The organism is Burkholderia sp. BCC1996, assembly GCF_905339955.1.
GTDB lineage: Bacteria > Pseudomonadota > Gammaproteobacteria > Burkholderiales > Burkholderiaceae > Burkholderia.
On sequence record NZ_CAJPHM010000001.1, the window covers coordinates 26,449 to 53,176 of the forward strand.

The following is a 26,728-nucleotide window of genomic DNA, read 5'->3' on the forward strand; positions in this document are numbered from 1 at the left end:
TGTGACGGAACCGGACGGCCGGATCGTCCTGGAATAAGCCGGCGCCTTCGTATGCCATACCGCTGCGGCGGCGGATTTATTCCCGCGCGTTGCGAGGTTGCTCGCGGCTTGCGGCGCAATGACGGACCACCGGCCGATGACCTGTCAATGTCCTGTAAGTGACACGTCACGTTTGCGTCATGTCCGCCCGATAGCCTGCGACACCGAATCACTTCTCCGGAGCCCCTCATGCCGAATCTCGCGGCAACGGAAACCAGCGGTGCGGGCGGTCATCGCACGCGCACCATCGGCTTCGCGCCGTACTTGCCGATCGTTGCCTGCGGCATCGTCTACGTCGGCGTTCACCTGAGCGCGGATCCCGGTCCGGTCAAGGAGGGTTCGGTCCTGCCGATCATGCTGCCCGCCGTCGCGCGGGTGCTGGTCTTGCCTGCGTCGATCGTGCGTTCGGCGGTCCTGTACCGGGCGCGCCACAAGCCGTTCTGAGCCGCGCCGGCTAACGGGCATCCGGCCGCGCGTCAGCGGCCGATCCCATCGATTTTCAATTCGACCAAGACGCTACCGATGGATATCAGTTTCTTCGATCCGAATCGCACCGCCAACGCGTCCGCGTGGCGCGTGCTCCCCAACCGCTGGGATGCGGTCGCGTTTCCGCTGATCATCGGCATACTCGCAATGGCGATCGTCGGCTTTCATCAGACGATGGCGCCGATCGCCGTGCTGCAGACGCAGAAGATCTCGCTCGATCCGTCGAACCTGCCCGAATACGCGTTGCGCACCACGCTGCGGATGCTCGCCGCGATGGTCGCGTCGCTGGTATTCACGCTTGTATACGGCACGCTCGCCGCGAAAAGCCGCCGTGCCGGCATGGTGCTGATCCCGATCCTCGACATCCTGCAGTCGGTGCCGGTGCTCGGCTATATCTCGTTTACGGTCACGTTCTTCCTCGCACTGTTCCCGGGCCGCGTGCTCGGCGCCGAGCTCGCGGCGATCTTCGCGATCTTCACGAGCCAGGCGTGGAACATGACGTTCAGCTTCTACCAGTCGCTGCGCACGGTGCCGCGCGACCTGAGCGAAGTGTCGCGCGGCTTTCACCTGACGCCGTGGCAGCGCTTCTGGAAGCTCGAAGTGCCGTTCTCGATGCCGGGGCTGATCTGGAACATGATGATGTCGATGTCGGGCGGCTGGTTCTTCGTCGTCGCGTCGGAGGCGATCACCGTCGGCAACCAGACGATCACGCTGCCGGGCATCGGCGCGTATCTCGCGCAGGCGATCGCCGACCAGAACCTCGGCGCGGTGGGCTGGGTGATCGTCGCGATGTCGGTCGTGATCCTCGCGTACGACCAGTTCCTGTTCCGCCCGCTCGTCGCGTGGGCCGACAAGTTCCGGATGGAAAACACCGCGTCGGGCGATGCGCCGCAGTCCTGGCTGCTCGACATGCTGCGCCGCACGCACCTGATCCACCAGCTGCTCGTGCCGGCCGGCTGGCTGCTGTCGCAGGCCGCGCGGATTCCGTTGCGCGTGCCGGCGCTCACGGGCAAGCGCTCGCGCGGCACGTCGGCGCGCGGTTCGTCGCGCGTCGGCGATATCGTGTGGGGCGCGTTCGTGATCCTGCTGACGGTGTACGTCGGGTGGCGCGTCGTCAGCTTCGTCGCGACCGGCGTGACGATGGGGGAGGTCGGCCATGTGCTGGTGCTCGGGCTGATCACGTTGCTGCGCGTGCTGGTGCTGATCGCGATCGCGTCGGTGGTCTGGGTGCCGCTCGGCGTGCTGATCGGGCTGCGCCCCGCGCTGGCCGAGAAGATCCAGCCGCTCGCGCAGTTCCTCGCCGCGTTCCCGGCGAACCTGCTGTTCCCGGTGTTCGTGATCGTGATCGTCCACTTCCATCTGAACGCGGACATCTGGCTGTCGCCGCTGATCGTGCTCGGCACGCAGTGGTACATCCTGTTCAACGTGATCGCCGGCGCGATGTCCTATCCGAACGACTACAAGGAAGCGACGAAGAACTTCCGCATTCGCGGCTGGCAGTGGTGGCGGCAGGCGATGCTGCCCGGCATCTTCCCGTACTACGTGACCGGTGCGATCACCGCATCCGGCGGCGCGTGGAACGCGAGCATCGTGTCGGAGTTCGTGCAGTGGGGCGACACCAGGGTCGTCGCGCATGGCCTCGGCTCGTACATCGCACAGATGACCGCCGCCGGCGATTTTCCGAAGATCATTCTGGGCATCGCCGTGATGTCCCTGTTCGTCACCCTGTTCAACCGTCTGCTGTGGCGTCCGATGTACGCCTATGCGGAATCCCGGCTCCGTCTCGATTGAGAGTAAGCGCGATGCAAAACCAGACCGTAATCAACGCCCCTGTCCAGACGTCCCAGCCGCTTCAGCCGCCGCGCCTCGGCGAGGAAATCCTGCGCGTCGAGCACGTGAATCGAGGCTTCAACAAGTCGCAGGGCGAGTTGCTCGTGCTCGACGACGCGAACCTGTCGCTGCGCGAAGGCGAGATCGTCGGGCTGCTCGGCCGTTCGGGCTCGGGCAAGTCGACGCTGCTGCGGATCATCGCCGGGCTGATCGAGCCGACCGGCGGTGACGTGACTTATCTCGGCAAGCCGCTGCGCGGCCCGGCCGAAGGCGTCGCGATGGTGTTCCAGACCTTCGCGCTGTTTCCGTGGCTGACCGTGCTGCAGAACGTGGAGGCCGGCCTCGAAGCACTCGGCGTCGGCGCACGCGAGCGGCGCGAACGCGCGCTCGCCGCGATCGACCTGATCGGTCTCGACGGCTTCGAGAACGCGTATCCGCGCGAACTGTCGGGCGGCATGCGCCAGCGCGTGGGCTTCGCGCGCGCGCTCGTCGTCGATCCGACGATCCTGCTGATGGACGAGCCGTTCTCGGCACTCGACGTGCTGACCGCCGAGACGCTGCGTACCGACCTGCTCGACCTGTGGACGCAAGGCCGCATGCCGATCAAGTCGGTGCTGATCGTCACGCACAACATCGAGGAAGCGGTGTTCATGTGCGACCGGATTCTGGTGCTGTCGTCGAACCCGGGCCGCGTGATCGCCGAGATCAAGGTGCCGTTCAAGCATCCGCGCAACCGGCTGGATCCGGATTTCCGCAAGCTGGTCGACGACATCTACGCGAAGATGACGGCCCGTCAGACCGGCGAGGCGACGAAGAAGGGGCTCGAGCTCGGCAGCTGGATGCCGCGCGTGTCGACCAACCTGATGGCCGGCCTGATCGAGACGCTCGCGATGGCGCCGTACCACGGCCGCGCGGACATGCCGGAAATCGCGCGCACGCTGCATCTGGAAGTGGACGAACTGTTTCCGATCGCCGAAGTGCTGCAGTACCTCGGCTTCGCCGACGTGCGCGAAGGCGACGTGTTCCTGACGCCGCCCGCGCGCGTGTTCGCAGAATTCGGCACGCAGGAACGCAAGCTGATGTTCGCGGATCACCTGCTGAAGCACGTGCCGCTCGCCGCGCGGATCCGGAAGGTGCTGAACGAACGCCCGGGCCATCGTGCGCCGCGCGTGCGTTTCGAGCAGGAGCTGGAGGATTTCCTGTCGGACGAGGCGGCCGAGGAAACGCTCGATGCGGTGATCGACTGGGGGCGTTACGGCGAAGTCTTTTCGTACAACGACAAGACGGAAGTGTTCAGTCTCGAGGACGTGGAGAGCTGACGTCCTCGCCCGAATGACGCGCGACCGTCATTCGGGCAAATCCCGCTGATTCGCGTCCTGCTCGCTGCCGCCCGTACTGAGCCGCTCGATCTTTTCCATCCGCTGCCGCGCGAGCTCGGGAAGCCGGTTCGTCACGCCGATCACCAGCGCTTCGGCGAGCGCCAGCGCCGGCACGTTGGTCTGCAGCATCGCGAACGGGCGCCCCTGGATCCGCAGCACGATCTCGGCGAACGCGCTGATCGGCGAGCGCCATTCGTCGGTGATCAGCAGCACGCGCACGCCGAGCTGGTGCGCGGCCTGCGCGAACCGGATGCTGTCTTTCTGATAGCGGCGAAAATCGAAAATGACCAGCACGTCGCCGGGCCCCATGTCGGTCAGCGACACCGACGAGAGATTCAGGTTCGGCTCGACGTACTGCACACGCGGGCGCGCATACGCGAGCGTGAACGAAAACAGCGACGCGAGCGGCGCGGTATAACGCCCGCCGCCGCAGAACACGCGGATTTCCGGATCGGCCAGCAGCGTCACCGCTTCGTCGAACGCCGCCGCGTCGAGTCCCTCGATCGTGGTGGCAAGCGATTGCGAGAGCCGCTGGAAGATCGCCGCATGGCTGTCGCGCATCCCTGATTCCGAGTGGAACGCGTCCATCCGCGCGAGCGGCGAATTCATCGCGGTATCGATTTCGTCGTGCAGCGCCTGCTGGAACGACGAGTAGTTCGGGAAGCCGATGCGCACGACGAAGCGGAACACGGTCGGGTCGCTGACTTCGGCTTGCTTCGCGAAGCTCGCGATCGGCCCGAGCCCGAGGCTCGGATAGCGCTCCAGCAGCGCGTGCGCGACCTTCTGTTCCGACGGCGTGAAGCTATCCATCTGGGATAGCAGCAACGCCCTGATGCTTGTCCCCATCGGGCACTCCGGCTTGTTTTTATCTGAATGAATGACAAACGGCAGGCATGCGTCTGCCGGCGACGCCGTGCATGTTAGCCGATCGCCGCGCCGCGGACCGTGTGAGGCCACAGATTAGAGGGGCGCATCATTCGGGTCGTCAATCGGCTGATTATGTAATGTATTAAACATTATCGATCGGAACCTTTCCATAAATTCATCGGGAATTCAGTAATTACCCTAGGTTTTGACATGAAAATGCCGATGCTATGATCGCGGCCTCGCCGGAATGTATGGTTTATTACATGCCGGATCAGCAGCGTCGTCCGGCCTTCCGAGTCGGTTGCGCATCCCGGTATGGCCCGGTCATTCGTCTGGAGGATTCCGTCATGAGGCGGCTCGTCGTACTCACCCTGTTGTCGGCCATCAGCGCAGGCGCGCTCGCCGCTTCGGAACCCGCGGTGGAAGCGAAGAACGGCATGGTCGTGTCGTCGCAGCACTTCGCGTCGCAGATCGGCGTCGACATCCTCAAGGAAGGCGGCAACGCGGTGGACGCCGCCGTGGCGGTCGGCTACGCGCAAGCGGTGACCAATCCGTGCTGCGGCAACATCGGCGGCGGCGGCTTCATGACCCTGCACCTGGCCGACGGCCGCGACCGCTTCATCAACTTCCGCGAGACCGCGCCGGCCGCGGCGTCGGCGAACATGTATCTCGATGCGAACGGCAACGTCATTCCGGACGACAGCCTGTACGGCTATCGCGCGGTCGGCGTGCCGGGCACGGTCGCGGGTCTCGACCTCGCGCAGCGCAAGTACGGCAAGCTGACGCGCAGGCAGGTGATGGCGCCGGCGATCCGGCTCGCGCGGGACGGCTTCGTGCTGACGCGCGGCGATACGGACATTCTCGACACGACGATCGAGCGCTTCAGGAAGGACCCGGAAGCTGCGCGCATCTTCCTGCGCCCGGACGGCACGCCGCTGCAGCCGGGCGACCGCCTGGTGCAGAAGGACCTGGCACGCACGCTCGAGCGCATCGCGGAGCAGGGCCCCGACGCGTTCTATCACGGCGAGATTCCGAAGATCGTCGAAGCCGCGGCGAAGCGCGGCGGCGGGGTGATCACGGCGGCCGATTTCGCGTCGTATCGCGCGCAGGACATGGCGCCGCTGACCTGCACGTATCGCGGCTACGAGTTCGTGTCGGCGCCGCCGCCGAGCTCGGGCGGCGTGACCATGTGCGAGACGCTGAACGTGCTCGAAGGGTATGACCTGCGCAAGTTCGGCTACCAGTCGGCGTCGGTGGTCCACTACATGACCGAGGCGATGCGCCACGCGTACGAGGATCGCAACACGCTGCTGGGCGACCCGAACTTCATCGACAATCCGGTCGCGAAGCTGACGAGCAAGCAGTATGCGGCCGAGATCCGCAAGCAGATCAGCGGCGACATGGCGACGGCATCGGTCGACGTGCAGCCGGGTGTCGGTGTGCACGAGAAGCCGGAGACGACCCACTACTCGATCATCGACCGCGACGGCAACGCGGTGTCGACCACGTACACCGTCAACGGCCGCTTCGGTGCCGTGGTGATCGCGCCGGGCACGGGCTTCTTCCTGAACGACGAGATGGACGACTTCACGGTCAAGGTCGGCGCGCAGAACCTGTTCGGCCTCGTGCAGGGCACGCGCAACTCGATCGCACCGGGCAAGCGTCCGCTGTCGTCGATGGCGCCGACGATCGTGAAGAAGGACGGCAAGGTGTTCATGGTGGTCGGCTCGCCGGGCGGCTCGCGCATCATCACGATCACGCTGCAGACCGTGCTGAACGTGATCGACTACGGGATGACGCCGCAGGATGCGGTCGGTGCGCCGCGCATCCATCATCAATGGCTGCCGGATCAGGTCTATTACGAGACCCGCGGCCTGTCGCCCGACACGCTCGCGATCCTGCGCAATATGGGCTACAAGATGGTCGAGCAGACGCCGTGGGGCGCCGCCGAGCTGATCATGGTCGGCCTGCCCGGCACCGAGGCGGTGAGCCATCAGAGTTCCGGTAACGATTCGTCGGTGTCGGGCAACGTGCGCGTCGGCTACATCTACGGCGTCAACGATCCGCGCCGCCCGGCCGGTTCGGCAATCGGCTACTGACCTGAGCTGATTTGATTTGATCTGATTGCACCACGCTGAACGGTTGCCCCGGCGTTCGCCATCGCGCGAGCGCCGGGGCAGCGACAGCGCGTCCGTTCGCGGACGTCCGCAGTATCGGGCGGGGCGGGTGCCCGGAATGCCGGGCCCGACCGACCCGCAATGCGCGCCGTGGCACGGCACTGACGCGCGCATTTTTTTCATTCCTGCTCCGTGCGTCGAGTTCCGTTATGAACAAACGAATGTCTGCGGCAGTCTGGATCCTGCTCGCGATGGCGGCCGGCATCTTCATCGGCTACATGATCTATACGCAGTTTCCGGACAAGCAGTCCGCGACCGAGATCGCCGGCTACATCTCCCTCGTGTCCGACGTGTTCCTGCGGTTGATCAAGATGGTGATCGGCCCGCTGGTGTTCTCGACGCTCGTCGTCGGCATCGCGCACATGGGCGACGCTTCGTCGGTGGGACGCGTGTTCGTGAAGGCGTTCGGCTGGTTCGTCACCGCGTCGCTGATCTCGCTGCTGCTCGGGCTGCTGATGGCGAACCTGCTGCGCCCGGGCGAGAACCTCGGCCTGCCGCTGCCGGATATCGGCGCATCCGCGCATCTCGCGACCTCCAAGTTCACGCTGAAGGATTTCGTCAGCCACATGGTGCCGAAGTCGATCGCCGAGGCGATGGCGAACAACGAGATCCTGCAGATCGTCGTGTTCTCGATGTTCTTCGGCGTCGCGCTGTCGGCGCTCGGCGAGCGCGGCAAGATCCTCGTCGCCGCGATCGACCAGCTGGCGCACGTGATGCTGAAGATCACCGGCTACGTGATGAAGCTCGCGCCGCTCGCGGTGCTGGCGGCGATGGCCGCGACCGTCGCGGTCAACGGGCTGTCGGTGTTGTTGAAGTTCGCGGTGTTCATGGGCGACTTCTACGTGAGCCTGTTCCTGCTGTGGAGCACGCTCGTGATCGCCGGCCTGCTGTTCCTCGGGCCGCGCGTATTCAAGCTGCTGGTGCTGATCAAGGAAGCGTTCATGCTGTCGTTCGCGACGGCGAGCTCCGAAGCCGCGTATCCGAAGATCCTCGACGCGCTCGACCGCTTCGGCGTGAAGCGCAAGATCTCGAGCTTCGTGATGCCGATGGGCTATTCGTTCAATCTCGACGGCTCGATGATGTACTGCACGTTCGCGTCGCTGTTCATCGCGCAGGCGTACAACATTCACCTGTCGCTCGGCACGCAGGTCACGATGCTGCTGGTCCTGATGCTGACGTCGAAGGGGATGGCCGGCGTGCCGCGCGCATCGCTCGTCGTGATCGCCGCCACGCTCCATCAGTTCGACATCCCGGAAGCGGGGCTGCTGCTGATTCTCGGCGTCGACACGTTCCTCGACATGGGGCGCTCGGCCACCAATGCGGTCGGCAATTCGATCGCCAGCGCAGTGGTCGCGAAGTGGGAGGGCGAGCTGATGTCGGAGTCCGAAGCACAAGCGCATGCCGCGCATCTCGACGCGGAACTGGAACGGCAGAACCGCGATCCGGCCTATGGTGCCGGTCAGGCGACGTCCGTTTAAGCGGCACACGCCTCGTCGATGCACGCCGCCAGCACCATCGCGGCGGCGTTGCCCGGCGCCGAGCCGAGCAGTTGCGGCGCGTAGACGCTGTCGCCGCGCGCGATCGGCCGCCCCGACAGCGCGCAGACGCCGCGCTTGCGCGTCGTGAACAGCCGCCACTTCTGGTAGCCGTAGTGGCCGGTGCACGCGTCGCACCACGAAATCATCACGGTGTCGGCCGTGGGCCGCTCGAGCACGCTGATCGACGGCTGGCTCGTCGCATCCCACGACGGCAGGCGATCACGCGTGATGCTGCGCCGTCGCGGGGCGACCCATGAAACGGACGGCATGTCGAAGCTGCCGATCGCGGCGACGGTCCTGAGCCAGGCAACTGCACTGTTGCTCATCTTTGCTTTCCTCGAAACGTTGGGCGACGCCGCGAAACGCGACGTCACGACAGGCGGATGCGCGGCTGCACGCAGCCGTTGATCCGTTCGGCGAGCCACAGCAGCGTCGCCTTGGAGAATCCGTGCAGCGCCTGCTGGTGGCGCCGGTACAGCATCAGGTGGCTGAATTGCGCGAAACGCCCCTGGATGAAGCCGCCGCGAAAGAACCCGAATTGGCCGAGCGTGCCGAACGCGTCGTAGTCGCTGATCGACACGAGCGCGCCGAAATCGTGGAACACGAACGGCGGCAGCGGCTTGCCGTCGAGCCATGCGGGCAGGTGCTTCGCGAGATGTTCGGCCTGCTGGGTCGCCACCTGCGCGGTGGGCGGCAGCGGCCGTTCCTGGCCGTCGGGCTGCAGGCTCGCGCAATCGCCGATCGCGAACACGTGCTCGTCGGCCGTGGCCTGCAGCGTGGGCCCGACCAGGATCTGGTTCGCGCGGTTCGTGTCGAGCCCGCCGAGTGCCTGCATGAAATCGGGCGCCTTCACACCCGCCGCCCACACCATCAGATCCGCTTCGGCGAACGAACCGTCGCCGTAGTGGAAGCCGTTCGCATCGGCCGCCGTCACGCGCGTGGACGTCAGCACGTGAAAGCCGATCTGCTCGAGCCGTCGCTGCGCCGACGCGGAAATCCGCGGCGGAAATGCGGCGAGGATGCGCGGGCCGCTTTCGAGCAGCGTGAGCCGCAGCCGCTCGCGCACCGTCGCGTCGCCATACGCCTGCGCCACTTCCAGCAGCCGGCTCAGTTCCGCCGCCAGCTCCACGCCCGTCGCGCCCGCGCCGACGATCGCGACGCGAAACGGCTCGTCGCGCGCGATGCTGCGGAACACGCGCATCCGCAGCGCTTCGTTGAAGGTTTCGGCCTGCCGCTGGCTGTCGATGAAGTAGCAGTGCTCGCGCACGCCCGGCACGCCGAAATCGTTGGCCTGGCTGCCGAGCGCGAGGATCAGCACGTCGTATTCGAGTTCGCGCGCGTCGATCACGCGTTCGCCGTCCTGCGAGCGAATCTCGCCGAGCTGCACGCGACGGCGCGCGCGATCGAGCCCCGTCAATTCGCCGGGCTGGTACGTGTAGCCGTGATCGCGCGCATGGGCGAGAAAGATCACCTGCTGTTGCTGCACGTCGCGCGTACCGGCCGCGATCGTGTGCAGCATCGGCTTCCAGACATGGGTCGGGCTGCGGTCGACCACGGTGACCTGGGCGCGCCCGGTGCGGCCGAGACGTTCGCCGAGGCGGGTTGCGAGCTGCAATCCGGCGATGCCGCCGCCGACGATCACGATGCGAGTAGGGGTTGTCATGAATAAATCATCACGTGATGAATAAGGTATGATCCTAGCGCTTCCCGGCTTCGCGTGTCAACGGAGCGGGCAGGCAACCCGGTTCCGCGGACGCGAACCGGGGCCCGGACACGGGCATTCGATTCATTCAACGGGAGCAGGAAAACGTGGCTGAAGTCACTGAGCGCGCGCCGTCGAAGCGGCGTACGCGCGGGCGGCCGCTGGCGGAGGCGTCCGTCGGACCGGACGTGATATTGCGGGCCGCGCGCCGCACGTTCGCGAAGCGCGGCTACGACGCGACGAGCGTGCGCGAGGTCGCGCGCGAGCTGGGCATCGACGCGGCGCTGATCGCCCATCATTTCGGCGCGAAGGAGACGTTGTGGCTGGCTGTCGTCGAGCAGATCGTCGACCTGGCCGAGCCGCTGTTCGACGCGTTGCGCGCGCTGCGCACGTCGTCATTGCCGCATCGCGAGCGCGTGCGGCGCGCGATCGAGCTGTGCGTCGATCACGAGTTCGCGGAGCCGGACATCGGCATGTTCTTCTCGACGGCAGCGACCGAGGAGGGCGGGCGGCTCGACTGCCTGCAGCAGCGGATCGTGCGCCCGTATCACGACGCGATGTTTCCGCTGCTGGCCGACGCGGTCGAGGCCGGCGAGATCCGCCTGGTCGATCCGAACGTGCTGTTCTTCATGATCGCGAGCGCGGTCGGCACGACGGTGTCGTATAGCCACATGATGCTGGAGTTCACGTCGCTGCCCACGCGGCAGGAGGCGTTCCGGCAGGCCGTGCTCGACGTCGCGCTCGGCATCCTGAGCGTCTGAGCGCCGCGCGCGACGCGAAGCCGCCCGGCGCGCCGGCGCGATCGACCTTACGCCGAGCAGGGCCCGGACTGCCATTGTTTCCAACCGTCAATGTTCGGGCAGACTGGCGCCCTCACGGGCACGGCGATCGCGGTGAGCGGCGGGGCGGGCGAGTCGGGTGACGCGGGACGCCGGCGCGGCATCGTGCATCGCGCCGGCCGCCGCGCATGCGTCAGTCGAGATCGGGCGGCGTGTCGCCGAGCCAGCGCCGTGCGCCCGGCCCGTTGCGTCCCGCGCGGTCCTCGGGATTGGTCAATTTGCAGCGCTTCAGCGACAGGCAGCCGCAACCGATGCACTCGTCGAGATTGATGTAGAGCCGCTGCAGTTCCTCGATCCGGTTCGCGACGCGCTGTTTCCAGCCGCGCGACAGCCGCTGCCAGTCCTTGTTGGTCGGCGCGGTGTCTTCCGGCAGGCTCACGAGCTGTTCGGCGATCTCGTCGAGCGAATAGCCGATCTTCTGCGCGAACACGATGAACGCGATCAGCCGCAGCACCGCGCGCGAATAGTGGCGATGGCTCGAGCCGTTGCGGTGCGACTTGATGAGCCCGCGCGTCTCGTAGAACCGCAGCGTCGATGCCGGCACGCCGCTGCGCGCGGCCACTTCGCGGATCGACATCAGCGGCCATTGCGGGATTTCGTCGATACCCATGACGCCCTCCGGGAAAGCTTGACTTGAAGTTAACTTCAACTTTTATGCTACGCGGCAGTTTAACCCGTCGCGAGGCATCATGCTCTCCTTATCCCTACGCAGGACCTCGCCTTTGGGCGCGGCCTGCGCACTGCTGCTGGCGTTGTCGGGCTGTCACGACGGCAAAGGCGAAACGGCGGCCCAGCCGCTTCCCGAAGTCGGCGTGACGACCGTCGCGCCGCGCACGATCCGCCTCGCGGACGAATTCAACGGACGCGTCGAAGCAGTCGACGCGGTCGAGCTGCGGCCGCGCGTGAGCGGCTATCTGCAGCGCATCGCGTACAAGGAGGGCGACCTCGTCGCGCAGGGCGCGGTGCTGTTCGAGATCGATCCGCGTCCGTACCGGATCGCGCTCGACCGCGCGAACGCACAGCAGCAGCGGGCGCGCGCGGCCGCGAGCCTCGCCGATGTGCAGCTCAAGCGCGTGCGGACACTGATCGATGCGCATGCAACTTCCCAGGAGGAACTCGACAACGCGCGCGCGACCGCCGAGCAGGCGCGCGCCGACCTGCGGGCGGCCGACGCGGCCGTCGCCGACGCGAAGCTCAATCTCGGTTTCACCGAGGTGCGTGCGCCGATCGCGGGGCGCGTCGGCCGCGCGATCGCGACCGCCGGCAACCTCGCGCGTGCGGACGACACGCTGCTCACGACCGTCGTGTCGCAAGACCCCGTCTACGTGTATTTCGACTGCGACGAGCAGAGCTACCTGCGCTACAACGCGCGGCGCGCCGACCCGAAGCATCGCGCGATCGGCGCCGATCCGGTGCGCGTGGGTCTCGCGAACGAGACGGGTTTCCCGCACGCGGGCACCGTCGATTTTCTCGACAACCGGCTCGATCCGCAAACCGGCACGATTCGTGCGCGCGTGCGGCTGCCGAACGCGGACCACACGTTCACGCCCGGCCTCTATGCGCGCGTCCAGCTCGTCAGCGGTCGCGACCAGGATGCGCTGCTCGTGGACGACAAGGCGGTGCTCACCGACCAGGACCGCAAGTACGTGTACGTGATCGGCGCCGGCGACAAGGCGCTGCGTCGCGACGTCACGATCGGCCGTGCGCTGGACGGCGAGCGGATCGTCGAGAAGGGGCTGGAGCCGGGCGATCGCGTGGTCGTCGACGGCGTGCAGCGGATCTACTATCCGGGTGCGCAGGTGAAGCCGAAAGTGCTGCCTGCCCGCGCGGATGCGGACACCGGCACCGGCCCGGGCAGCGGCACGCAGGCCGTGGCGGTGGCCGTGGCCGACGCCGGCGCGCCGGCCGCACGGTAACGGGAGGCCCGCAATGGATTTCTCCCGCTTCTTCATCGACCGGCCGATTTTCGCGGTCGTGCTGTCGATCGTCATCTTCGCGATCGGCCTGATCTCGATCCCGATGCTGCCGGCCGGCGAATATCCGGAAGTCGTGCCGCCGAGCGTCGTCGTGCGCGCGACGTACCCGGGCGCGAACCCGAAGGAAATCGCCGAATCGGTCGCCGAACCGCTGGAAGAGGCGATCAACGGCGTCGAAGGCATCATGTACATGAAGTCGGTCGCCGGTTCGGACGGCAGCCTGCAGGTCGTCGTCACGTTCCTGCAGGGCGTCGATCCCGATACGGCCGCCGTGCGCGTGCAGAACCGCGTGAGCCAGGCGTTGTCGCGCCTGCCGGACGAGGTGCGCCAGTACGGCGTGACCACGCAGAAGCAGTCGCCGACGCCGCTGATGTACGTGAGTCTCTATTCGCCGGACAACAGCCGCGATTCGCTGTACCTGCGCAACTACCTGACGCTGCACGTGAAGGACGAGCTGTCGCGCCTGACCGGCATCGGCGACGTCGGCGTGTACGGCTCCGGCGACTACGCGATGCGGCTCTGGCTCGACCCGAACCGGCTGGCGTCGCGCGGGCTGACCGCGAGCGACGTGATCGCCGCGGTGCGCGAGCAGAACGTGCAGGTGTCGGCCGGCCAGCTCGGCGCGGAGCCGACGCCGAAGCAGAACGACTTCCTCGTGTCGATCAACGTGCGCGGCCGGCTGCGCACCGCGCAGGAATTCGGCGACATCGTGCTGCGCAACGGCGACGACGGCCAGGTCGTGAAGCTGTCCGACGTCGCGCGCATCGAGCTCGGCGCGGGCGACTATACGCTGCGCTCGTACTTCAACGACAAGCATTCGTCCGTGGTCGGCATTTTCCTGTCGCCTGGCGCGAACGCGCTCGACGTCGCGAAGGCGGTGTATGCGAAGCTCGACGAACTGTCGAAACGTTTCCCACCGGGCGTCGCCTATCGTCCGGTATGGGACCCGACCGTGTTCGTGCGCGAATCGATCCGCGCGGTGCAGCACACGCTGATCGAGGCCGTCGTGCTGGTCGTGCTCGTCGTGATCCTGTTCCTGCAGACCTGGCGCGCGTCGATCATTCCGCTCGTCGCGGTGCCCGTGTCGGTGGTCGGCACGTTCGCGTGGCTTTACCTGCTCGGCTATTCGATCAACACGCTGACGCTGTTCGGGCTCGTGCTCGCGATCGGGATCGTCGTCGACGATGCGATCGTGGTGGTCGAGAACGTCGAGCGCAACATCGCACGGGGTTTGAGCCCGCGCGACGCCGCGCACCAGGCGATGCGCGAGGTGTCGGGGCCGATCGTCGCGATCGCGCTCGTGCTGTGCGCGGTGTTCGTGCCGATGGCGTTCATGTCGGGTGTGACGGGCCAGTTCTACAGGCAGTTCGCGGTGACGATCGCGATCTCGACGGTGATCTCCGCGGTCAACTCGCTGACGCTGTCGCCCGCGCTCGCCGCGAAACTGCTGCGTCCGCACGGCGCGCCGAAGGATGCGTTGACGCGCGTGCTCGACCGCGCATTCGGCTGGCTGTTCCATCCGTTCAACCGCTTCTTCGAGCGCAGCTCCGATCGCTATCACGGCGTGGTCGCGCGCACGCTGAAGCGGCGCGGCGCCGTGTTCGCGGTCTACGCGGCCTTGCTCGCCGCGACCGCGCTGCTGTTCAACGCGGTGCCGGGCGGCTTCATCCCCGTGCAGGACAAGCTGTACCTGTTCGCCGGCGCGAAGCTGCCGGAGGGCGCGTCGCTCGCCCGCACCAGCGCGGTCACCGAGCAGATGACGAAGATCGCGCTCGGCACCGACGGCGTCGAGATGGTGCCGGCGTTCGCCGGGCTGAACGCGCTGCAAGGCGTGAACACGCCGAACATCACGAACTCGTACGTGATCCTGAAGCCGTTCGACCAGCGTCACCGCAGCGCCGCGCAGATCAACGCGGACCTGAACGCACGCTTCGCGGCGATCGGCGGCGGCATCACCTATGCGCTGATGCCGCCGCCGATCCAGGGCCTCGGCAACGGTTCGGGCTACTCGCTGTACCTCGAGGATCGCGGCGGGCTCGGCTACGGCGAATTGCAGAAGGCGCTGACGACGTTCCAGGCCGCGGTCGCGAAAACGCCGGGGATGAGTTACCCCGTCAGCTCGTACCAGGCGAACATCCCGCAGCTCGAGGTGAAGGTTGACCGGCTGAAGGCGAAGGCGCAAGGCGTCGCGCTCACCGACCTGTTCAACACGCTGCAGGTCTATCTCGGCTCGATGTACGTGAACGACTTCAACGCGTTCGGCCGCGTGTACCGCGTGATGGCGCAGGCCGATGCCGGTCACCGGCAGACGGCCGCGGACATCGCGAACCTGCGCACGCGCAACGCGAAAGGCGAGATGGTGCCGATCGGCTCGATGGTGACGGTCGCGCCCGCGTATGGGCCGGACCCGGTCGTCCGCTACAACGGCTATCCGGCCGCGGACCTGATCGGCGACGCCGATCCGAAGGCGATGTCGTCGTCGCAGGCGATCGCGAAGCTGCAGCAGATCGCGAAGGACGTGCTGCCGCCGGGCATCACGCTCGAATGGACCGATCTCAGTTACCAGCAGGTCACGCAGAGCAACGCGGCGATCGTCGTGTTCCCGCTCGCGGTGATGCTCGTGTTCCTGGTGCTCGCGTCGCTGTACGAGAGCTGGACGCTGCCGCTTGCGGTGATCCTGATCGTGCCGGTGTGCATGTGCGCGGCGCTGTTCGGCGTGTGGCTGTCCGGCGGCGACAACAACGTGTTCGTGCAGGTCGGTCTCGTCGTGCTGATGGGGCTCGCGTGCAAGAACGCGATCCTGATCGTCGAGTTCGCGCGCGAACTCGAAATCCAGGGAAAGGGCGCGATCGCGGCGGCGCTCGAGGCATGCAGGCTGCGGCTGCGCCCGATCGTGATGACGTCGGTCGCGTTCATCGCGGGCTCGGTGCCGCTCCTGATCGGCGGCGGCGCGGGCAGCGAAGTGCGCGCGGCTACCGGCGTCACCGTGTTCGCGGGGATGCTCGGCGTCACGTTGTTCGGGCTGTTCCTCACGCCCGTGTTCTACGTGGCGATCCGCAAGCTCGCGCGCGGCACGCCGGCCGTGTGGAGCGAACAGCACGGCACCCTCGAAGGAGAAAACCGATGAGCGCTGCATTCCGTCTTTCCGCGCTCGCGCTGTCGATGACGCTCGCCGCGTGCGCGGTCGGCCCCGATTTCAAGCGGCCCGCTACGGCGAGCGCCGCGCGCTTCGCGCGCGACGCGCATCCGGCCACGCACGACGCGTCGCCGCCCGATGCGTCGGCCGCTGCCGATGCCGCGTTCTGGCGCGGCTTCGGCGATCCGGCCCTCACGCAGCTGATCGATGCGGCGCTCGCCGCGAACCAGGACCTGCAGGTCGCCGTATCGCGCTACGACGCATCGAACGCGCTGCTGTCGCAGGCCGCGTTCGACCGCTATCCGACGATTACCGCGAGCGGCCGGATCGGCCATCAGCTGACGAGCAGGGACCAGGCGTTCGGCGCGCCGCGTAGCCAGCGCGATACGCCGATCTCCAGTGTCGGGATCAATGCGGCGTGGGAACTCGACCTGTTCGGCCGCGTGCGCCGCTCGATCGAGTCGCAGCGGGCGGAAACGGCTGCGAGTGCGGCCGACGTGCGCGCGGTGCGTGTCGTGATCGCGGGCGAGGTCGCGAGCACGTACGTGGATCTGCGCGGCTCGCAGGAGCGGCTGCGGATCGCACGCGAGAACGCCGACAACCAGAAGCAGACGCTCGCGCTGATCAATGCGCGCGTCGGCGCGGGACGCGGCTCCGAACTCGATGCGGCGCGGGCGCGCGCGCAGTACGAATCGACGACGTCGCGGATCGCCGTGTACGAAGCGGCGATCGGCGTCGACGAGCATCGGCTCGCGGTGTTGACCGGGCAGACGCCGGATGCGCTGATCGGCCGGTTCGACATCCCGAACGCTGCCGCATCGAAAGGCGTGCCGGTACCGCTGCCGGCGCTTGCAGCCGACATCGATCCCGGCACGCCGGGCGACCTGCTGCGCCGCCGCCCCGATGTCGCTGCCGCCGACGCACGACTGCACGCGGCGACCGCGCGCGTCGGCGTCGCGACAGCCGACCTGTTTCCGCGCTTCACGCTGTCGGGGCTGCTCGGCGGCGCGACGAGCAGCTACGGATTCTTCCGTGCGGGCAGCGATACGAACCTGATCGCGCTCGGCATCGACTGGTCGTTCCTCGATGTCGGCCGCGTGCGCGCGCGGATCGCGGCGAGCGACGCGGACGCGGCCGGCCAGCTCGCGCAGTACCGGCAGACCGTGCTCGGCGCGCTGGAGGAAACGGAGAACGCGCTGCTGCGTGTCGCCCGCACGCGGGAGGAGACCGCGCACCTCGTGCGCGCGGCGGACGACAGCGCTCGCGCGGCACAGCTTGCACAGACGCGCTTCTCGGCCGGTGCGATCGACTACTACGAAGTGCTCGACGCGCAACGGACGCTGCTGCAGGCGCAGGACGCGGCGGCCGACGGGCGGATGCGCAGCGCGGCATCGACGGTCGCGCTGTACAAGGCGCTCGCGGGCGGCTGGCCGTCGGGAACGGCGCAGCAGGCAGCCGGTCCGCTCGCGCGATCGGGGCAGTAGGGCGCGGGTCGCGCGGCGGGCAGGGACGTTGGGTCTGCCCGCCGGGCGATCGACTTCGCATCGCCGGGTGGGCGCTTGCGTCCCCGTTGTCGGCCAGCGAGGGCGTCGCATGGACTGACGACGGTCGATGCGGCGCCGGTCCCGTGGATCGGCATGACGCTCCGTGCGCCTGCCTCACAGCGATTACGGCCGTTCAGCGGGGCTGGATCGCCGGCCGGCTCTCGCGCCGGCGGCAGCCCGGCGCACCTTGCATCGCCCGGGCCGCCCGCGCGGCGCGCCAACCGGTCGATTCCCCGTCGCGAAACATTGTTCTGCCTCGTCGTAAACGTCTCGAATGCGTGATATTTGCGCTGCCCGATCCGGTTTAGAGTGGCCGCAAATCGATGACGATGTGTCGTATGGCCGCAGTCGCGGGCCGTACAGACGCGCCAGAGGAGCTGGAGACAAATGACTGAAGGCAGGATTACCCAAGTCGAATCGTTCGGTTTCGAACGCATTCCCGACGTATCGCGCTATGCGCGTCCGATCGATCTGTTCCGGTTGCTGTTCGGCGGCTGCAACACGTTTTCCACGTCGGTGCTCGGCAGCTTTCCCGTGCTGGTCGGGCTGTCGTTCAAGGCCGGCATGTGCGCGATCGTGCTGGGCGTGCTCGCCGGCACCTGCATCCTCGCGCCGATGAGCCTGTTCGGCCCGCGCAACGGCACCAGCGACCCCGTGTCGTCCGGCGCGCATTTCGGCATTCACGGCCGGATCGTCGGGTCGTTCCTCGCGCTGCTCACGTCGATCGCGTTCTTCTCGCTCGCGGTGTGGAGCTCGGGCGATGCGCTCGTCGGCGGCGCGCACGACATGGTCGGCGTGCCGGTCAACGGCTTCACGCTCGGCGCCGCGTACATGGTGTTCGCGGTGCTCGTGCTGATCGTCTGCATCTACGGCTTTCGCTTCATGCTGTGGGTCAACAAGATCGCCGTGTGGGCCGCGAGCCTGCTGTTCGTCGCCGGCCTGTTCGCGTTCGCGGGGTTGTTCGACCTGAACTACGCGGGCACGCTGAACCAGGGCGGCGCAGGCTTCTGGGCCGCGTTCGTCGGCGCCGTGCTGGTCGCATTGAGCAACCCGGTGTCGTTCGCGTCGACGCTCGGCGACTGGGCGCGCTACATTCCGCAGCAGACGCCGAAGCGGCGCGTGATGGCCGCCGTGTTCGCCGCGCAGATCGCGACCTTCGTGCCGTTCTTCTTCGGGCTCGCGACCGCGACCATCATCGCGTCGAAGGCACCCGCGTTCATCGCGTCGAATGACTACGTCGGCGGGCTGCTCGCCGTGTCGCCGCGCTGGTTCCTGCTGCCGATGTGCCTGATCGCGATCATCGGCGGGATGTCGACCGGCACGACCGCGCTGTACGGCACGGGCCTCGACGTGTCGAGCATGTTCCCGCGCTTCCTGAATCGTGTGCGCGCGACGCTGCTGATCGGCACGATCGCGATCGCGTTCATCTTCGTCGGCCGCTTCTGGTTCAACCTCGTCGAGAGCGTCGCGACGTTCTCGACGCTGATCGACACGTTCAGCTGCCCGTGGATGGCGATCATGGTGATCGGCTACGTGACGCGCCGCGGTTACTATCTCGCGGACGACCTGCAGGTGTTCAACCGCGGGCTGCGCGGCGGCCACTACTGGTTCACGCACGGCTGGAACCTGCGCGCGATGGGCGCGTGGCTGCCGGCGGCCTTCATCGGACTGTCGTTCGTGAACCTGCCGGGCCAGTTCGTCGGGCCGCTCGGCAACCTCGCGGGTGGACTCGATCTCAGCGTGCCGGTGTCGCTGGTGGTCGGCGGGCTGCTGTATTTCGTGCTGCTGACGGTGTATCCGGAAGCGGAAGGCGTGTACGGCGCGCGCGGACGTTTCCTCGTGCGCGGCGGCAGGCAGGCGGCGCGAAGTGTCGGCGCCCCGGCGATTCAGCCGAAGGGGTATTGACCGCCGCATCGCGCGTCGCTGCGCGCTGGAAATACCGGTGCCGCCGCGCGGGAGATCCGCCGGCGGCATGGTTGTTTCAGGATGCCGGGTTGTATGCGCGTATGGAAGGCCGCCCCTGACTTCTCCCGCGCGCGGCCGAAAACGACAGCGCCCGCCGGGCAGGCGGGCGCGTGTCGACTCCGCTGCGGATCAGTGGAACGTGCTGCCCGCGAGCATCCCGCCGTCGACGATGAATTCCGAACCCGTGCAATACGCGGATTCGTCGGACGCGAGGAACAGCACGAGGCTCGCCACTTCGTCGGGTTTGCCGATGCGTGCGATCGGCAAACCGCTGTAGATCGACGACGGGTCGAAATCCGCGTATTCCGGCGGGCGTGCCATCACGGTGTCGATGCCACCCGGGTGGACCGAGTTCACGCGGATCCCGTAGCGGCCGAACTCGAGCGCGGCGGCCTTCGTCATCCCGCGCACCGCGAACTTGCTCGACACATACGCGCTGCCGCCGGCCACGCCTTCCATCCCGGCCGTCGACGACACGTTGACGATCGAGCCGCCGCCCGCATCCTTCAGCGCGGCCAATGCCGATTTCATGCCGAGCCAGCAGCCGACCTGGTTCACGTCGATCACCTTGCGATAGTCGTCGAGCGAACAGGACTCGATCGGCACGAGCTTCAGGATCGCCGCGTTGTTCACGAGGATGTCCAGCCGGCCGAATTGCGCGAGTGTCGCGTGGACGGCGGTGCGCCAGTCGTCTTCGTTCGTCACGTCGAGATGCTGGTAGCGCGCGGCGTCGCCGAGGTCGGCCGCGACGCGCCGGCCCGCGTCGTCCAGCACGTCGGCGATCACCACGCGTGCGCCTTCGGCGACGAACCGGCGTGCCTCCGCCTCGCCCTGGCCGCGGGCGCCGCCCGTGATCAGCGCTACCTTGCCTTCGAGTCGTTTCATCGTGTGTGCTCCTGTGAGTGTAGGGGGACGCGTGCGGGCCCGCTCAGGCCGCGGCCGACGCGTCGATGATGCGGACCGGATCGGTGCCGTCCCAGGTACGCGCTTCGGCGATGCCGTGCGCGATCATCGCGCGCATGCCTGCACCTTCGATCACTTCGACGCGCACGCCGGGATCGTCGGCGTCGTCGAGATAGGCGACGCGCGTGGCCGGGTTGTGCGCGTCGAACACCACGCGCAGCCCGCGCGCCGTAAGTTGCGCGACGGCGGCATCGAGATCGTCGACCACCCATGCGACGTGATGCAGGCCCGTGAGCAGTTGTCCGTGCGCATCGCGGTACGGCGACGGCGCGTCGTTCGTCACGTGGATCAGTTCGATCTGCAGATCGGCGCGATACGCGAGCCCGACGTCCATCGTGACCGTCGTCGCTTCGCCGAGGCAGCGGCCGTCGAGCCGCACGTTGCGGAACACGGTCCAGGGGCCGACATCGTGGCGGGCGCGCCAGCGCGCGATGCTGCGGTCGAGATCGGCGACCACATAGCCGATCTGGTCGATGGGGCCGAGGATAGGGTCGTTCATGGTGTCTCCGTGGCGGGCGCGGCGCCGTTTCGTGCGGCATTCGGCGCGTGATGAATGACGGTCATGATGGCAACAAAGGCGGCGCGGCGTGCCGTCCAAACGGACTAGCTGCAGGCTATCCGGACGGCGCTGGGCGCTGCATCGCTGACGACGGATTTGCGTACAGGACAGGACGAGCGAGGAAGCAGGCAAGCGGCAAGCGGCAAGCGGCAAGCGGGCAAGCGGGCAAGCGGGCGGCGGGCGGCGGGCGGCAGGAAAGCAGGAAAGCAGGAAAGCAGGAAAGCAGGAAAGCAGGAAAGCAGGGAGGAGCCGAAGCTGACGAAGCGCGTAAACCGGATTCGCGCATTACCCCGCGTTCGGCCTCTTGACCGTCAGTCGGCACACCGTTGCAAGCGCAAGCAGGTTCGGATCACGTTCACGCCGATGCAGGAAGCTGAGGCCGATCGTCTGGCGGATCGTCGGTCCGGCGAGCGGCACCAGCGCGATCTTGTGCGAGAAGAGGTCGCGCACGCGGCCCGGCAGCAGCGAATGGCCGACGCCGCCCGACACGAGGTTGATCAGCGAAAAGATGTCGCCCACGCGCATCACGACGTTCGCCGTGACGCCCGCGGCCCGGAACGCTTTCGTGAAACCGTCTTGCGTCGCGAAACCTTCGCCGAGCGACACGAACGGCACGTCGCGACAGGCGGCGAGATCGACCGCATCGCATTGCGCGTACGGCGAATCGATTGGTGCGGCGAAGAACATTTCGTCCTCGAACAGCGCGATCGATTCGATTTCGGCGTCCGGTTCGGGCAGCGCCATCAGCGTCGCATCGATCGCGCCTTGCCGAAGCTTGTCGAGCAGGTCGGCGTTCGAGCCGAGCACGAGCTCGGCCTGCAACTCGGGCCGACGCTCCTTCAGCGCGATCACGACCTCGGGCACCGTACGGATCGTCAGCGAATAGAGCGAGCCGATCTTCAATTGCCCGGCGCCGTAGCCGGCCGCTTCGCGCGTCGAGCGGATTCCGTCCGTCATCGTCTTCAGCACGTCGCCCGCGACCTCCGCGAGCACCTGCGCGGCGTCGGTCGGAATCAGGTTCCGTCCTTCGTGGCGAAACAGCGCGCAATGCATCCCTTCCTCGAGCGTGTGCAGCGCACGATGCACGCTGACCGTGCTGACGTTGAGCGCCTCGGCGGCCTTCGCGAGGCTGCCGGTTTCCATGAAGGCGAGAAGCACCTCGAGCTTGCGGAAGGTGATCTCTTCGTTGATGCGATTGCGCATGGTCGGGGCAGCGGGAAGGGCGATCGGCGATTCTGACGCAGAACCCCGGCAGCAACAATGCGCGAATGTCCGGAATGGCCGCGGGACGGTGCCGCGCCCGGGCGACGTTTAATCTGCGGCTAAGTATCCGCTGCTGCCGTTAATTGATGAGGGTTTTCGGCGTCCCTATCATCGGTTCGTGCCGGTTGTGCGCGGGCGCCAGGCGGCGTTCCATCCCGCGTACCGCAGCGCGCAACGGTTCACGAGCGGCCGGCACGGCCCCACGAGACTGCAGGAGACAAGCATGCGCGACCTACGTCGGAACACGCGGCATCGGCAAGTCATTGCCGCCGTCGTCGGCAATACCCTCGAGTGGTACGACTTCATCGTCTACGGTTTCTTTTCCGGCATCATCGCGCGGCTGTTCTTTCCCGCCGAAAGCCAGTATGCGTCGCTGCTGATGTCGCTCGCGACGTTCGGCGTCGGCTTCTTCATGCGTCCGGTGGGCGGCATCCTGCTCGGGCTCTATGCGGACCGCAAGGGTCGCAAGGCCGCGATGCAGCTCATCATCTTCCTGATGACGCTGTCGATCGCGCTGATCACGTTCGCGCCGTCGTACGCGACGATCGGCCCGGCGGCGCCGATCCTGATCGTCGTCGCGCGGCTGCTGCAGGGCTTCGCGACCGGCGGCGAATACGCGAGCGCCACCGCGTTCCTGGTCGAGAGCGCGCCCGCGCACCGGCGCGGCCTGTACGGCTCGTGGCAACTGATCGGCCAGTGCCTCGCCGTGTTCTCGGGCGCGGCGATGGGCGCGTGGGCCACGCAGTCGCTGTCGGATGCGGCGCTGCACAGCTGGGGCTGGCGCGTGCCGTTCGCGCTCGGGCTGCTGATCGGGCCGGTTGGCTTGTGGATCCGCCGTCACATGGAGGAGACCGAAGCGTTCCTTGATGCGAGCAAGTCGACGGTCGAGCCGCCGGCGAGCGTGTCGCGCGTGCTGCGCGACAACCTGCGCGGCGTGCTGGTGTCGATGGGGCAGACGATCACCGGCACGGCGGTGTTCTACGTGATGCTCGTCAACATGCCGACGTTCGTGCACAAGACCTTCGGGCTGCCGCTCGACCAGGTCTTCAAGGTGCAGATGGTGGCGGTCGCGCTGCTGACGGTGACGATTCCGGTCGCGGCGATCGTGTCCGACCGCATCGGCCGGCGGCCCGTGCTGATCGCCGGCACGCTGTCGCTGCTGACGCTCACGTATCCGCTGTTCTCGTGGCTGGCCGCCGCGCCTGGCATCGGGCGCCTGCTCGTGATGCAGCTCGTGATCTGCACGATCATCGGCATCTGCTACGGTCCCGCGCCGACCACGCTCGCCGAGCAGTTCGCGACACGATCGAGATCGACCGGCGTCGCGCTCGCGTACAACGTTGCCGTGATGGTGTTCGGCGGTTTCGCGCCGTTCATCGTCACATGGCTGACGCGTGCGAGCGGGTCGCCCGTCGCGCCCGCGTGGTACGTGCTGTTCGCCGCGTCGTTCGGGCTGGCCGCGAGCGTGTTCATGCACGACGGCGCGCCGTGCGTGCTCGCGCGCCGGCAGTTCTCGGGCGAGCCGCTGAGCGCCAAATAGTCGTTCGCCATTCGGGGCGATCAGCCATCGGCCCGGGCGGCATGCGACGTATCGGCGCCGCCGATGGTCAGCATCGCGGACAGCGGCCTACCGGGGCCGCCGCCCGCTCGTTACGCTGGCGCGATCATCCACTCTGTCCGGAAGGTCGCCATGTCCCGGCTCGACTACACGCTGCTCGGCCCCTGCCTGCTCGCCATCGCGATCGACGCGATGGGGTTCGGGCTCGTCTACCCGATGATGTCCGCGATCTTCAGCGATCCGCACGCGGGCATCCTGCCGGCCGACGCCGGCGAACACGCGCGCAATTTCTACCTCGGTGTCGGCTACGGGATCTATCCGCTCTTCATGTTCTTCGGTTCGTCGCTGATGGGCGAGTTGTCGGACTGTTACGGCCGCCGCCGGATCCTGCTGCTGTGCGTGCTCGGCCTTGCGGCCGGCTACGCGCTGATGGCGGCCGGCGCATGGCACGGGAGCGTCGCGCTGTTGCTGGCCGGCCGCGGGCTCACCGGTTTGATGGCAGGCTGCCAGGGCATCGCGCAGGCGGCCATCACCGACCTGAGCACGCCCGGGAACAAGGCGTACAACATGAGCATCATGTCGCTCGCGTTCAGCGCCGGCGTGATCGTCGGCCCCGTGCTCGGCGGCGTCACGTCCGACCGGACGATCTCGCCGCTGTTCGACTACGGCACGCCGTTCGTGCTCGTCGCCGCGCTGTCGCTCGTGTGCGCGTTCTGGACCTGGGCGTCGTATCGCGACACGGCCGCGCCGCGCGGCGACACGCGCATCGATCCGCTGCTGCCGCTGCGGATCATCGGGGAAGCCGCACGTCAGCGCAACGTCGCGTTCCTGTCGGTGGTGTTCTTCCTGATGCAGGTCGGCTACGGACTCTACCTGCAGACCATCATGCTGCTGCTGCAGGCGAAGTTCGGCTACACGAGCGCGCGGCTCGGGCTGTTCAGCGGCGTGATCGGCATCTGCTTCGTGTTCGGCCTGCTGTTCGTCGTGCGGCTGATGCTGCGCGTTTGGCGGGTGGTCGACATCGCGAAGACGGGCCTGCTCGTCGCGGGCCTCGGCCAGATCGCGTCGGCACTGTTCCCGCACGAGCCGGTGCTGTGGGTGCTCGCGATGGTGGTCGGCTGTTTCGACATGGTCGCCTACACCACCATGTATACGGCGTTTTCCGATGCCGTCAGCGAGGACCGGCAGGGCTGGGCGCTCGGCGTCGCGGGCTCGGTGATGGCCGTCGCATGGGTCGTGACGGGCGCGCTGACGAACCTGCTGCCGGTATTCGGCGAGATCGGGCTGCTGCTGATCGGCGGCGCGGGCTTTCTGCTCAGCTTCGTGATGATGGTGAGTTACGGGCGCAAGCAGGCCGGCGGGCGCACGGCCGCGCTGTCGTAGACGGTTGCGCGCAGGTTGGCCTGAACCTGTCGGACGTTGTCCCGCGGGTCGCTGTCGCGCGTGAGCGCGCGGCCCGACACCGGTGCCTCGCGGTCGCGGCTGGTCAGCCCGCGGCGGCAATCTGGCGCGGGGCCGCGTGCGGCGACGTGCTGACGACCGGGCAGGTGCTCGCGCTCGATGTCGCACGACACATGCGTGGCCGGTGCGCTGGCCGCGTTCAAGCGTGCGAAGCGGTCGGCCGCGCATCGGCGCGCGGCCCGCCCGGTCAGAACATCGTGTTCCCGTTCGCGGCTTTTTCGGGCACCGGCTGGATCACGTCCCAGTGCTCGACGATCTTGCCATCCTTCACGCGGAAGATGTCGACCACCGCTTCGCCGCGATCGCCCGGGCGCTCGGTCGCATGCACGTGCAGATAGACGAGGTCGCCGTCGGTCGCGCTGCGGACGATCTGCGCGCGCGATTGGGGGCTCTTCTGGAACGCGCCGACGAAGTACGACACGAACGGCTTCTTGCCGTCGGGCACGTGCGGGTTGTGCTGCTTGTAGTCGTCGGCGACGACGGCGGCAGCCTCGAGCGCTTCGTGCTTGTTGAAGAAGCGGTCGTAGAACGTCAGCACGAGCTGGCGGTTGGCTTCCTCGGCGGCCAGGTCGCGCGCGGCCGGGCCGGCGGCCGGCGCGGCGGTCGATGCGGCGAGCAGGACGAACGCGGCAACGGTACGAACGGGCGAGCGGAGCGATGACATGCGGCAGGTTCCTTGTCTGGAGATGCGTGGACGGACGCGCGGTGCGTGGTGTGCGACTGCGGATGACGCCGATCGTCGTCATCGGCGGCGACAGGGTGCCGGTGGTGCGCGTGCGCATGCTTCGTAGAACTGGCAAGTCCGCTCGGCCATCGAGTCGATCGAATGGTACAGTTGCCGCGAACCCGTCACAAGAAGTCACCGCGGTGTGAACAGGTCACACCGCGGTGACCGTGCATTGCCCGTGAAAGAGAATCCCGTCATGTCGTTTCCGTCCGCCGACGAATCCGTCGAACTCGATCAGCCGTGCCCGATCCGCGATGTGCTCGACCGCATCGGCGACCAGTGGAGCCTGCTCGTGCTCGAGGCGCTGTCCGGCGGCACGATGCGTTTCAACGAACTCGCCCGTGCGATCGGCGACGTGTCGAAGCAGATGCTGTCGCGCACGCTCAAGCGGCTCGAGCAGGACGGCTTCGTCAGCCGCACGCTGTATGCCGAGGTGCCGCCGCGCGTCGAATATGCGCTGACGGACCTCGGGCGTTCGTTCCTGACGCCGATGCACGCGCTGATCCGCTGGGCCGACGAGCATCATCGTTCGATTTGCGCGGTCCGTCGCCGTGCGCGCGAGCAGGAAAGCAGCGGGCGTTGAGCGGAGTGCGTCGTGCGGTCGCGTGACGGCCGGCGACGGGATGCGTGCGTTGCGGCAGCGGCAGGTGATTTCGTTATCCGAACGTTTCGGGGGGGTTGCTTTCGCATGCGGTGTCGCGAAGGGCGCAACGCACGCG

Annotated in this window: 21 protein-coding genes; 13 read left to right on the forward strand and 8 right to left on the reverse strand. The window is 67.4% G+C overall.

The genetic code is table 11. The features are described 5' to 3' along the window. Nucleotides 1–228: 228 nt before the first annotated feature. The 3 genes from U4Z64_RS00115 to U4Z64_RS00125 all read left to right on the forward strand — a co-directional run bounded on the left by U4Z64_RS00115 (nt 229) and on the right by U4Z64_RS00125 (nt 3,674). Nucleotides 229–483 (forward strand): phosphate transporter, encoded by a 255-nt coding sequence (locus U4Z64_RS00115; protein WP_321818875.1) that lies wholly within the window; start codon nt 229–231, stop codon nt 481–483. Nucleotides 484–561: 78 nt separating this feature from the next. Beyond that, nucleotides 562–2,316, forward strand: a complete 1,755-nt coding sequence (locus U4Z64_RS00120) for an ABC transporter permease subunit (RefSeq protein ID WP_321818876.1) — start codon at nt 562–564, stop codon at nt 2,314–2,316. Between the two features lie 11 nt (nt 2,317–2,327). Further along, nucleotides 2,328–3,674 (forward strand): AAA-associated domain-containing protein, encoded by a 1,347-nt coding sequence (locus tag U4Z64_RS00125; protein ID WP_044846689.1) that lies wholly within the window; start codon nt 2,328–2,330, stop codon nt 3,672–3,674. A gap of 27 nt (nt 3,675–3,701) precedes the next feature. Here U4Z64_RS00125 and U4Z64_RS00130 read toward each other — a convergent pair whose 3' ends face one another. Then, nucleotides 3,702–4,580 (reverse strand): MurR/RpiR family transcriptional regulator, encoded by an 879-nt coding sequence (locus tag U4Z64_RS00130; RefSeq protein WP_321818877.1) that lies wholly within the window; start codon nt 4,578–4,580, stop codon nt 3,702–3,704. Nucleotides 4,581–4,948: 368 nt separating this feature from the next. Between U4Z64_RS00130 and ggt the strand changes: the two genes are divergently transcribed. Continuing rightward, nucleotides 4,949–6,700 (forward strand): gamma-glutamyltransferase, encoded by a 1,752-nt coding sequence (gene ggt / locus U4Z64_RS00135; protein ID WP_321818878.1) that lies wholly within the window; start codon nt 4,949–4,951, stop codon nt 6,698–6,700. A gap of 227 nt (nt 6,701–6,927) precedes the next feature. Beyond that, a complete protein-coding gene (locus U4Z64_RS00140) occupies nt 6,928–8,256 on the forward strand; it encodes a dicarboxylate/amino acid:cation symporter (protein WP_044846692.1) in 1,329 nt (442 codons plus the stop codon). On the opposite strand, the gene U4Z64_RS00145 is transcribed toward U4Z64_RS00140, so the two are convergent. After that, nucleotides 8,253–8,642, reverse strand: coding sequence for a DUF3331 domain-containing protein (locus tag U4Z64_RS00145; RefSeq protein WP_257769468.1), 390 nt, complete (start codon nt 8,640–8,642; stop codon nt 8,253–8,255). The two genes, U4Z64_RS00140 and U4Z64_RS00145, sit on opposite strands and share 4 nt — an antisense overlap. A 44-nt stretch (nt 8,643–8,686) precedes the next feature. Further along, on the reverse strand, nt 8,687–9,979 hold the full coding sequence (locus U4Z64_RS00150; RefSeq protein ID WP_321818879.1) for an NAD(P)/FAD-dependent oxidoreductase: 1,293 nt from the start codon (nt 9,977–9,979) through the stop codon (nt 8,687–8,689). Between the two features lie 146 nt (nt 9,980–10,125). Here U4Z64_RS00150 and U4Z64_RS00155 point away from each other — a divergent pair, with 146 nt between their 5' ends. Then, nucleotides 10,126–10,779, forward strand: coding sequence for a TetR/AcrR family transcriptional regulator (locus U4Z64_RS00155; RefSeq protein WP_321818880.1), 654 nt, complete (start codon nt 10,126–10,128; stop codon nt 10,777–10,779). 211 nt (nt 10,780–10,990) lie between these two features. Here U4Z64_RS00155 and soxR read toward each other — a convergent pair whose 3' ends face one another. Beyond that, nucleotides 10,991–11,467 (reverse strand): redox-sensitive transcriptional activator SoxR, encoded by a 477-nt coding sequence (gene soxR / locus U4Z64_RS00160; RefSeq protein ID WP_044846696.1) that lies wholly within the window; start codon nt 11,465–11,467, stop codon nt 10,991–10,993. Between the two features lie 79 nt (nt 11,468–11,546). Between soxR and U4Z64_RS00165 the strand changes: the two genes are divergently transcribed. The 4 genes from U4Z64_RS00165 (at nt 11,547) to U4Z64_RS00180 (ending at nt 19,418) form a co-directional block, all read left to right on the forward strand. Further along, nucleotides 11,547–12,773, forward strand: a complete 1,227-nt coding sequence (locus tag U4Z64_RS00165; RefSeq protein ID WP_044846697.1) for an efflux RND transporter periplasmic adaptor subunit — start codon at nt 11,547–11,549, stop codon at nt 12,771–12,773. Nucleotides 12,774–12,786: 13 nt separating this feature from the next. Further along, entirely contained in the window at nt 12,787–15,960 is a 3,174-nt protein-coding gene (locus tag U4Z64_RS00170) for a multidrug efflux RND transporter permease subunit (protein WP_321818881.1), read from the forward strand. Continuing rightward, nucleotides 15,957–17,453 (forward strand): efflux transporter outer membrane subunit, encoded by a 1,497-nt coding sequence (locus U4Z64_RS00175; protein ID WP_321818882.1) that lies wholly within the window; start codon nt 15,957–15,959, stop codon nt 17,451–17,453. Before U4Z64_RS00170 ends, U4Z64_RS00175 begins: the two co-directional genes overlap by 4 nt. Before the next feature lie 447 nt (nt 17,454–17,900). Then, nucleotides 17,901–19,418: a purine-cytosine permease family protein gene (locus U4Z64_RS00180; RefSeq protein ID WP_321818883.1), complete on the forward strand. Its 1,518-nt coding sequence runs from the start codon at nt 17,901–17,903 to the stop codon at nt 19,416–19,418. A 189-nt stretch (nt 19,419–19,607) separates the two neighbouring features. Here U4Z64_RS00180 and U4Z64_RS00185 read toward each other — a convergent pair whose 3' ends face one another. The 3 genes from U4Z64_RS00185 to U4Z64_RS00195 all read right to left on the reverse strand — a co-directional run bounded on the left by U4Z64_RS00185 (nt 19,608) and on the right by U4Z64_RS00195 (nt 22,203). Further along, complete coding sequence (locus U4Z64_RS00185) at nt 19,608–20,363, reverse strand: glucose 1-dehydrogenase (RefSeq protein WP_321804371.1); 756 nt, start codon at nt 20,361–20,363, stop codon at nt 19,608–19,610. 43 nt (nt 20,364–20,406) lie between these two features. Next, on the reverse strand, nt 20,407–20,940 hold the full coding sequence (locus tag U4Z64_RS00190) for a VOC family protein (RefSeq protein WP_321818884.1): 534 nt from the start codon (nt 20,938–20,940) through the stop codon (nt 20,407–20,409). 345 nt (nt 20,941–21,285) lie between these two features. After that, nucleotides 21,286–22,203, reverse strand: a complete 918-nt coding sequence (locus U4Z64_RS00195) for a LysR family transcriptional regulator (RefSeq protein ID WP_321818885.1) — start codon at nt 22,201–22,203, stop codon at nt 21,286–21,288. Nucleotides 22,204–22,486: 283 nt separating this feature from the next. Between U4Z64_RS00195 and U4Z64_RS00200 the strand changes: the two genes are divergently transcribed. Both U4Z64_RS00200 and U4Z64_RS00205 read left to right on the forward strand, forming a co-directional pair. Beyond that, entirely contained in the window at nt 22,487–23,803 is a 1,317-nt protein-coding gene (locus tag U4Z64_RS00200; RefSeq protein WP_321818886.1) for an MFS transporter, read from the forward strand. Nucleotides 23,804–23,953: 150 nt separating this feature from the next. Next, nucleotides 23,954–25,204, forward strand: coding sequence for an MFS transporter (locus U4Z64_RS00205; RefSeq protein WP_321818887.1), 1,251 nt, complete (start codon nt 23,954–23,956; stop codon nt 25,202–25,204). A gap of 265 nt (nt 25,205–25,469) precedes the next feature. Here the strand turns inward: U4Z64_RS00205 and U4Z64_RS00210 are convergent, their stop codons facing one another. After that, on the reverse strand, nt 25,470–25,946 hold the full coding sequence (locus tag U4Z64_RS00210) for a nuclear transport factor 2 family protein (RefSeq protein WP_321818888.1): 477 nt from the start codon (nt 25,944–25,946) through the stop codon (nt 25,470–25,472). 259 nt (nt 25,947–26,205) lie between these two features. Here U4Z64_RS00210 and U4Z64_RS00215 point away from each other — a divergent pair, with 259 nt between their 5' ends. Next, nucleotides 26,206–26,592 carry a helix-turn-helix domain-containing protein gene (locus U4Z64_RS00215; protein ID WP_321818889.1) on the forward strand — a complete coding sequence of 129 codons (387 nt, stop codon included), beginning with the start codon at nt 26,206–26,208 and terminating at the stop codon, nt 26,590–26,592. Nucleotides 26,593–26,728 lie beyond the last annotated feature (136 nt).